The 7,943-nt window shown below is 69.4% G+C and carries 7 protein-coding genes; 5 read left to right on the forward strand and 2 right to left on the reverse strand.

The window, feature by feature from the left end; genetic code table 11:
• Nucleotides 1-97: 97 nt before the first annotated feature.
• From GPA22_RS22030 to serB, 3 genes are all read left to right on the forward strand, one after another.
• Complete coding sequence (locus tag GPA22_RS22030; RefSeq protein WP_169258215.1) at nucleotides 98-1,258, forward strand: NAD(P)/FAD-dependent oxidoreductase; 1,161 nt, start codon at nucleotides 98-100, stop codon at nucleotides 1,256-1,258.
• A gap of 84 nt (nucleotides 1,259-1,342) precedes the next feature.
• On the forward strand, nucleotides 1,343-2,422 hold the full coding sequence (locus tag GPA22_RS22035; protein ID WP_169258216.1) for a 3-deoxy-7-phosphoheptulonate synthase: 1,080 nt from the start codon (nucleotides 1,343-1,345) through the stop codon (nucleotides 2,420-2,422).
• Nucleotides 2,419-3,249 carry a phosphoserine phosphatase SerB gene (gene serB, locus GPA22_RS22040; protein WP_169258217.1) on the forward strand — a complete coding sequence of 277 codons (831 nt, stop codon included), beginning with the start codon at nucleotides 2,419-2,421 and terminating at the stop codon, nucleotides 3,247-3,249. Before GPA22_RS22035 ends, serB begins: the two co-directional genes overlap by 4 nt.
• 12 nt (nucleotides 3,250-3,261) lie before the next feature.
• Here the strand turns inward: serB and GPA22_RS22045 are convergent, their stop codons facing one another.
• Together GPA22_RS22045 and yaaA are read right to left on the reverse strand one after the other, a co-directional pair.
• Nucleotides 3,262-4,389, reverse strand: a complete 1,128-nt coding sequence (locus tag GPA22_RS22045; protein ID WP_169258218.1) for a M14 family metallopeptidase — start codon at nucleotides 4,387-4,389, stop codon at nucleotides 3,262-3,264.
• A gap of 11 nt (nucleotides 4,390-4,400) precedes the next feature.
• On the reverse strand, nucleotides 4,401-5,186 hold the full coding sequence (gene yaaA / locus GPA22_RS22050; protein WP_169258219.1) for a peroxide stress protein YaaA: 786 nt from the start codon (nucleotides 5,184-5,186) through the stop codon (nucleotides 4,401-4,403).
• Nucleotides 5,187-5,322: 136 nt separating this feature from the next.
• Here yaaA and bioA point away from each other — a divergent pair, with 136 nt between their 5' ends.
• Together bioA and bioF are read left to right on the forward strand one after the other, a co-directional pair.
• Nucleotides 5,323-6,657, forward strand: a complete 1,335-nt coding sequence (gene bioA / locus GPA22_RS22055; RefSeq protein WP_169258220.1) for an adenosylmethionine--8-amino-7-oxononanoate transaminase — start codon at nucleotides 5,323-5,325, stop codon at nucleotides 6,655-6,657.
• A gap of 6 nt (nucleotides 6,658-6,663) precedes the next feature.
• The gene (bioF, locus tag GPA22_RS22060) at nucleotides 6,664-7,824 is read left to right on the forward strand and encodes an 8-amino-7-oxononanoate synthase (protein ID WP_169258221.1); all 1,161 of its coding nucleotides are present in this window, start codon (nucleotides 6,664-6,666) and stop codon (nucleotides 7,822-7,824) included.
• The last annotated feature ends 119 nt before the right edge of the window (nucleotides 7,825-7,943 follow it).

Below are 7,943 nucleotides of genomic sequence, written 5' to 3' on the forward strand. Positions count from 1 at the left end.
CCCCCGCTCACCCCCGACCCCAACGTCGTACGGGGCGGAGGCAGGCCCCTTCCCCCGCTCGCGCTCCCGAACAATCACCAGAAAAGAGATCGCACCCATGACCCAGCCCATCGTCATCGCCGGCAGCGGCCTCGCCGGATACAACCTCGCGCGTGAATTCCGCAAGCTCGACCGCGACACGCCGCTGATGATCCTGAGCCGCGACGCGGCGGGCTTCTACTCCAAGCCGATGCTCTCGAACGCACTGTCGGCCAACAAGACCGCCGAGAGCCTGATCATGAAATCGGCCGACAAGATGGCCGGCGAGGTGCTCGCGACGATCCGTCCGCAGGTCGAGATCGCGTCCGTCGACCGCGCGAACCGCATCGTCGTGCTGACCAGCGGCGAGCGCATCGCCTACCGCGATCTCGTCCTCGCCATCGGTGCCGATCCGATCCGCCTGCCCATCGCCGGCGACGGTGCCGCCGACATCCTGTCGGTGAACGACCTCGACGACTTCGCCCGCTTCGCCGCACGGCTCGATGGTGCGAAGCGCGTCGTCGTGCTCGGCGCCGGCCTCATCGGCTGCGAATTCGCCAACGACCTGCTCGCCCGCGGCATCTCGCCGGTCGTCATCGACATCGCGGCCTGGCCGCTCGGCCGCCTGCTCCCCGAAGCGGCAGCGACGTGGTTCCGGCAGCAACTGGAAGCGGCCGGGGTCACTTTCCGCATGAATACCTCCGCGACCACCGTCGTGCGCAACGGAAGCGCCTACCGCGTCACGCTCGACGATGGCAGCGTCCTCGACGCCGATCTCGTGCTCTCCGCGGTCGGCCTGCGGCCGCGCACCGCGCTCGCCCATGCTGCCGGGCTCGCGGTGAATCGCGGCATCCGCGTCGACCGCCTGCTCGCCACCTCGGACGCGCACATCCACGCGCTCGGCGACTGCGCCGAAGTCGAAGGCCTGGTGCTGCCCTTCGTGATGCCGATCATGCATCAGGCCCGCGCGCTGGCAGCGACGCTGGCCGGCAAGCCGACAGCGATCGTGTACCCGGCGATGCCCGTCGTCGTGAAGACGCCTGCGTGCCCGACCGTCGTCTGCCCCCCGGCGGCGAACGCCGAAGGCAGCTGGCACATCGCCCCCGCCGCGAACGGCGAAGCCGGCGTCGAAGCGCAATTCCTCGCGCCCGACGGCGCCCTGCTCGGCTTCACCCTGCTCGGCGCCGCCACCGCCCGCAAACAGGCACTCACGACGCAGGCCCCCGCCGCACTCGCCTAGCACCGACGGGCGCGCTTCACGCACCCCCGGAGCGCCTGCGCTTCGGGTTACAATTTCTCTCTTTGCTGCACTGCGGAGCGCGCCATGCCCGTCGCCAATACGGATAACCTCAACATCGTCGCCCTCGATCACATGCCCTCGCCGGAGGAGATCAAGGCGCGCGTCCCCCTGACCGAGAAGGCCGCCGAAACCGTGCTCGCCGGCCGCCGGGCGCTCAACAACATCCTCGACCGCAAGGACAGCCGCCTGTTCGTCGTCGTCGGCCCGTGCTCGATCCACGACCCGGTCGCCGGCGTCGATTACGCCCGCCGCCTCAAGGCGCTCGCCGACGAAGTCTCCGAGACCATGCTGCTCGTGATGCGCGTGTATTTCGAGAAGCCGCGCACCTCCACCGGCTGGAAGGGCTACATCAACGATCCGTACATGGACGACTCCTTCCGCATCGACGAAGGCATGGAGAAGGCACGCCGCTTCCTGATGGATGTGAACGAGATCGGCCTGCCCGCCGGAACCGAGGCGCTCGACCCGATCGCCCCGCAGTATTACGGCGACCTCATCTCGTGGACCGCGATCGGCGCCCGCACCTCCGAATCGCAGACGCACCGCGAGATGTCGTCGGGCCTGTCGACCCCGGTGGGCTTCAAGAACGCGACCGACGGCGATCTCGACGTCGCGATCAACGCCATCGTCTCGGCCTCGCATCCGCACAGCTTCCTCGGCATCAACGGCAAGGGGCAATCGGCCATCCTGCGCACCCGCGGCAACCGCTACGGCCACGTCGTGCTGCGCGGCGGCGGCGGCCGTCCGAACTACGACACCGTGTCGATCTCGCTCGCCGAACAGGCACTCGCCAAGGCCAAGCTGCCGCTGAACATCGTCGTCGACTGCTCGCACGCCAACTCGTGGAAGAAGCCCGACCTGCAGCCGCTGGTTATGAAGGACGTGATCCACCAGATCCGCGAAGGCAACCGCTCGGTCGTCGGCCTGATGATCGAGAGCTTCATCGAAGCCGGCAACCAGCCGATCCCGGAAGACCTGTCGCAGCTCAAGTACGGCTGCTCGGTCACCGATGCCTGCGTCGGCTGGGACGACACCGCCGACACGATCCGCAAGGCGCACGCCGTGCTGCGCGACGCACTGCAACGCCGGAGCCGCGCCGAATGAATCTTGTCGTGCAGGGCGAGGATGTCGATTCGGTCGCCCTGAAAACCGTCGCCAAGCTCACCGGCGCCAGCGCCATCGAACAGATCACGCCGCAGGCCTTCCGCCTCGTCGGCGCCCATGAACATGGCGAGATCGGCGCGGTGTGCGCCGCGGCGGCGCTCGACTGGGCCTGGGTCGAACCCGGCCGCCGGCTGGCCGATTTCGGCCTTTTCGTCACCGACATGGACTCGACGCTGATCAACATCGAGTGCATCGACGAGATCGCCGACATGCAGGGTCTCAAGGCCGAAGTCGCAGCGATCACCGAAGCCGCGATGCGCGGCGAAATCGACTTTACCGAATCGCTCACCCGCCGCGTGGGCCTGCTTGCGGGCTTGCCCGAATCCGCCCTCGCCGAGGTCTACGAGCAGCGCCTGCAGCTCAACCCCGGCGCCGAACGGCTGATGCGCGGCCTGAAATCGGCGGGTATCCACACCGTGCTGGTGTCGGGCGGCTTCACCTACTTCACCGAGCGCCTCAAGGCCCGCCTGGGCTTCGACGAGACCCACGCGAACCAGCTCGAAGTCGTGGACGGCAAGCTCACCGGACGCGTCAGCGGCCCGGTCGTCGACGGCGCCGCGAAAGCCGCCCACCTGCGCGCCGCCCGCGAACGCCTCGGCCTGCGCCCGGATCAGGTCATCGCTGCCGGAGACGGTGCGAACGATCTGCCGATGCTCGGCGAAGCCGGCTTCGGCGTCGCGTTCCGCGCCAAGCCGGTGCTGCGCAAGATCGCCGACTGCCGCCTCGACCACGTCGGCCTGGACGGCCTGCTGAATCTCTTCGCGTGAGGAATCCGATCCTCAGGCACCTTCCAGGTGTGCGAGGATCGCATTCAGCATCGCCGCACCCATCCGCTTGCTGCGCACACTGCTCCAGCCCGCGTGCCCGTCGGGCATGTTCGCGTTGTCCTTGAACGGCATCTCCAGCGTCAGCGACACGCAGCCGAAGCGGTGCGCCACCCACTTGCTCGCCAGCGTCAGCAGTTCCTCGCCGAAGCGGCCCGGCTTGTAACCCTCGTCGGTCTGGAAATCCGGGCTCGCCGCAGCGAACGCCGCGACGAAGCGGGCCTGCCGCGCCGCGGTCTCGGCAGTAAAGCCGGGCACCTCCTCCGCAGTCGAAAAGAACACGTAGGGCAGCGCCTCGTCGCCGTGGATGTCGAGGAAGAGATCGCAGCCCGTCGCTTCCATCGCCCGGCGCACATGGAAGACTTCGGGGCTCGCCTGCTCGTCCGGCGCACGCCATTCGCGGTTCAGATTGCGCCCTGCGGCGTTCGTGCGCAGGTTGCCGTGGAGCGCGCCGTCGGGATTCATGTTCGGCACGATGTGGAGCACCGCGCGCTCGCGGATGCGGCGCGCGACCGGGTCCGCGGCGTCCAGCAGCCGCTCCAGCAAACCTTCGATGAACCACTCGGCCATCGTCTCGCCCGGGTGCTGGCGCGCGATGACCCACACCGGCCGGCGTCCCGGCGTTGCCCGCCCGACGACGATGCGGTCGATCTCCCGCCCTTCGACCGTCCATCCGAGGCTATCCGCCTGCGCGAAGGGCGACATCTCCGCCCAGCCGACGAGGTCGAGGTGGCGCTCGTAGGAATATGGCTCGAAGTACGCGTAATAGACGCTGTCGTGCTCGGGCGCGTGCTCGACGATCAGCTGGCCATCCTCGTAACGCGTGTCGGCAACGCGAAACCAGCTGCGCCGGTCGTACGACGCGACGCAGCGATAGCCCGGCCATCCGTCCGGATAAGCCGCTTCCGCGGCATTCTCGAACACCATGCGCAGGCTCCGTCCCGCCGCACCCTGCACGCGGAAGTGGAACCACTGGTGAAACTCCGCGGCATTGTCCGCCCGCAGGCGCAGGCGGATGTTCCCCGGATCGTCGAGGCTCAACACCTCGATCGCGCCCGAGTCGAAGCTGTGACTGATCTTCATGCCAGGGCCCCTCACTCGACGCGACGGCGGAACACCAGCGTGTCCCGGTCCGAGGCCTCGGGCGCGAACGCGTAACCTTCCAGGTCGAAGCCCTTCAGGCCCTCGACATCCTCCACGCGATTGCGGATCGCGTAGCGACACATCAGGCCGCGCGCACGCTTCGCGTAGAAGCTGATGATCTTGTAGCGCCCGCCCTTCCAGTCCTCGAACACCGGCGTCACGACCGGCGCCGCAAGCTTCGCCGGGATCACGGACTTGAAGTATTCCTCCGAGGCCAGATTGACCAGCACCGGCACCGCACCGGCCTCGCGCTGCTGGGCGAGCAGCCCGTTCAGCGCCACGGTCAGCTTGTCGCCCCAGAAGGCGTACAGATTCTTCCCGCGGGGATTCGCGAGCCGCGTCCCCATCTCTAGGCGATACGCCTGCATCAGGTCGAGCGGCCGCAGCAGGCCGTACAGGCCCGACAGGATGCGCAAGTGCGCTTGCGCCCATTCGAGCTCCGCCGGCGACAACGTCGTCGCGGCGAGCCCCTCGTACACGTCGCCGTTGAAGGCCAGCACGGCCTGTTTCGCGTTGGCGAGCGAGAACGGCGGCGCCCAGGATTCGTAGCGCGCCACGTTGAGCGTCGCAAGCTGGTCGGAGATATCCATCAGCGCGGAAACCTCGGCCGGCGACTTCTCGCGCATCACCGCGATCAGTTCGGCCGCATCGTCGAGGTAATCGGGCTGCGTATGCGCGTCGGTCACCGGCGGCGTTTCGTAGTCGAGCGCCTTGGCCGGGGAGATCACGAAAATCATGGCAATCGGCTCTTCGGGTTGGGGGATGTCACATGTTAGCAAATCGCACCGCCGGCGCCCCGATCCGCCTGTTGCGGGTTTGACAGGAAACCCTCGTTGCGCGACATTTCCCTGTTGCACGCCGCCGGAACCCCTGATGCACGCTTCGTCCTCGCCCGACCGCTCCCTGCTCGACCGCTCCCTCAAATCCGTCTGGCACCCCTGCACGCAGATGAAGCAGCACGAGAATCTGCCGCTGGTGCCCATCGCGCGCGGCGAGGGGCCGTGGCTGATCGACGCGGACGGGCGGCGCCTGCTCGACGGCATCAGTTCCTGGTGGGTGAACCTCTTCGGCCACTGCAACCCGCGCATCAACGCCGCCCTGCGCGACCAGCTCGATCGCCTCGAACACGTGATGCTGGCCGGCTTCACGCACGAACCGGTGGTCGAGCTCTCCGAGCGCCTCGCCGCCCTCACCGGCCACCGCCTCGGCCACGCCTTCTACGCTTCCGACGGCGCCTCGGCGACCGAGATCGCGCTGAAGATGAGCGCGCATTACTGGCGCAACCTCGGCCGCCCGGAAAAATCGCGCTTCGTCAGCCTCGCCGGCAGCTACCACGGCGAGACGGCAGGAGCGCTGGCCGTCACCGACGTCGCGATCTTCCGCGACGCCTACGCGCCCCTGATACGTTCCGGCAGCATCGTCGCGACACCCGACGCGCGCCTCGCCGAACCCGGCGAATCGGCCGCCGAGGTCGCCCGCCGTGCCGCCGCCGCCCTCGAAGCGCATCTCGCCGAGCACCACGCCGACACCGCCGCACTGATCGTCGAGCCGCTCGTGCAGGGCGCCTCCGGCATGGTCATGTACGACCCCGAATACCTGCGCCTCGCCCGCGCGCTGTGCGACCGCTACGAGGTGCATCTCGTCGCCGACGAGATCGCGGTCGGCTGCGGGCGCACCGGCACCTTCTTCGCGTGCGAGCAGGCCGGCATCTGGCCCGACTTCATCTGCCTGTCGAAAGGCATTTCCGGCGGCTACCTGCCGCTGTCGCTGGTGCTCGCCACCGACACGATCTACGCCGCCTTCTACGACGACGCGACGACCCGCGGCTTCCTGCACTCGCACTCCTACACCGGCAACCCGCTCGCCTGCCGCGCCGCACTCGCGACGCTGGACATCTTCACCCAGGACGACGTCCTCGCCGCCAACCGCGGCCTCGCGCAGCGCCTCGGCGACGCCATCCGCACCCGCTTCGGCGACCATCCGGCCGTCCGCCACCTGCGCCAGCGCGGCATGATCCTCGCGTTCGACGTCGCCAGCGAGCGGCCCGACTTCTCGCGCCGCTTCTTCTCGGCCGGCCTCGAACAGGGCGTCCTGCTGCGCCCCATCGGCAACACCGTCTACTTCATGCCGCCCTACGTGCTCGACGACGGCCACGTCGCCCACCTCGTCGCCGGCGCCGGCGCCGCGCTCGCCGCAGCCCTCGCCTGACCCCTCATGCTGCTCGATTCGCTGAAGGCCGACCTCGCCCAACTCGACGCCCAGTCCCTGCGCCGCGTGCGGCGCAGCCTCGACACCCCCTGCGGCCCGCACGCGCGCGTCGACGGCCGCGACATGCTCGCCTTCTGCAGCAACGACTACCTCGGCCTCGCCGCCGAGCCCGAGCTCGCCGCGGCGCTCAAGGCCGGCGCCGACCGCTGGGGCAGCGGCTCGGGTGCCTCGCACCTCGTCAGCGGCCATTACACCGTGCATGACGAGCTCGAACGCCGGCTCGCCGCCTTCGTCGGCTGCGAACGCGCGCTCTACCTGTCGACCGGTTTCATGGCGAACTCCGGCGTGATCCCCGCCCTCGTCGGCCGCGGCGACGCGATCTTCGCCGACCGCCTGAACCACGCCTCCCTCGTCGACGGCGCCCTGCTCTCGCGTGCCGACCTGCACCGCTACCCGCACGCCGACCTCGCCGCCCTGGAACGCGCGCTGGCCGCGAGCAGTGCGAAGCGCAAGCTGATCGTCACCGACTCGGTGTTCAGCATGGACGGCGACGTCGCGCCGCTCGCGGACCTCCTCGCGCTGGCCGAGCGCTTCGACGCCTGGCTGATGGTCGACGACGCCCATGGCTTCGGCGTGCTCGGCCCGGACGGCCGCGGCGCACTGCGCGAAGCCGGCCTCGCGTCGTGGCGCCTCGTTTACATCGGCACCCTCGGCAAGGCCGCCGGCGTCTCCGGCGCCTTCATCGCCGGCCACGGCGACGTCGTCGAATGGCTGATGCAGAAGGCCCGCACCTACATCTTCACGACCGGCGCGCCGCCTGCGCTCGCGACGGCCCTGCTGAAGAGCCTCGACCTCATCGAACACGGCGATGCGCGCCGCCGCCATCTCGCGGCACTGATCGAGCAGCTGCACGCGGAGCTCAGACTGCGGCGCTGGCAGCTGATGCCCTCGCGCACCGCGATCCAGCCGGTCGTGATCGGCGACAACGCCGAAACGCTCGCCGCCGCCCGCGCGCTGTGGGACGCCGGCCTGTGGGTGCCGGCGATCCGCCCGCCCACCGTGCCGCAAGGCAGCGCCCGCCTGCGCATCTCGCTCACCGCCGCCCACACGCAGCAGGACGTCGAGCGTCTCGTCGCCGCGCTGAACGAACTGGAGCGCGCCGCTTGAGCGCACCGCCGCTGGTCCTGCTGCACGGCTGGGGCCTGGCCCCGCGCGTCTGGAGCGATCTCTGCGACGCCCTGCCGGCCGACGTGCGCACCTTTGCGCCCGCCCTCCCCGGCCACGGC

This window comes from Aromatoleum toluvorans (assembly GCF_012910905.1).
GTDB classification, from domain to species: domain Bacteria; phylum Pseudomonadota; class Gammaproteobacteria; order Burkholderiales; family Rhodocyclaceae; genus Aromatoleum; species Aromatoleum toluvorans.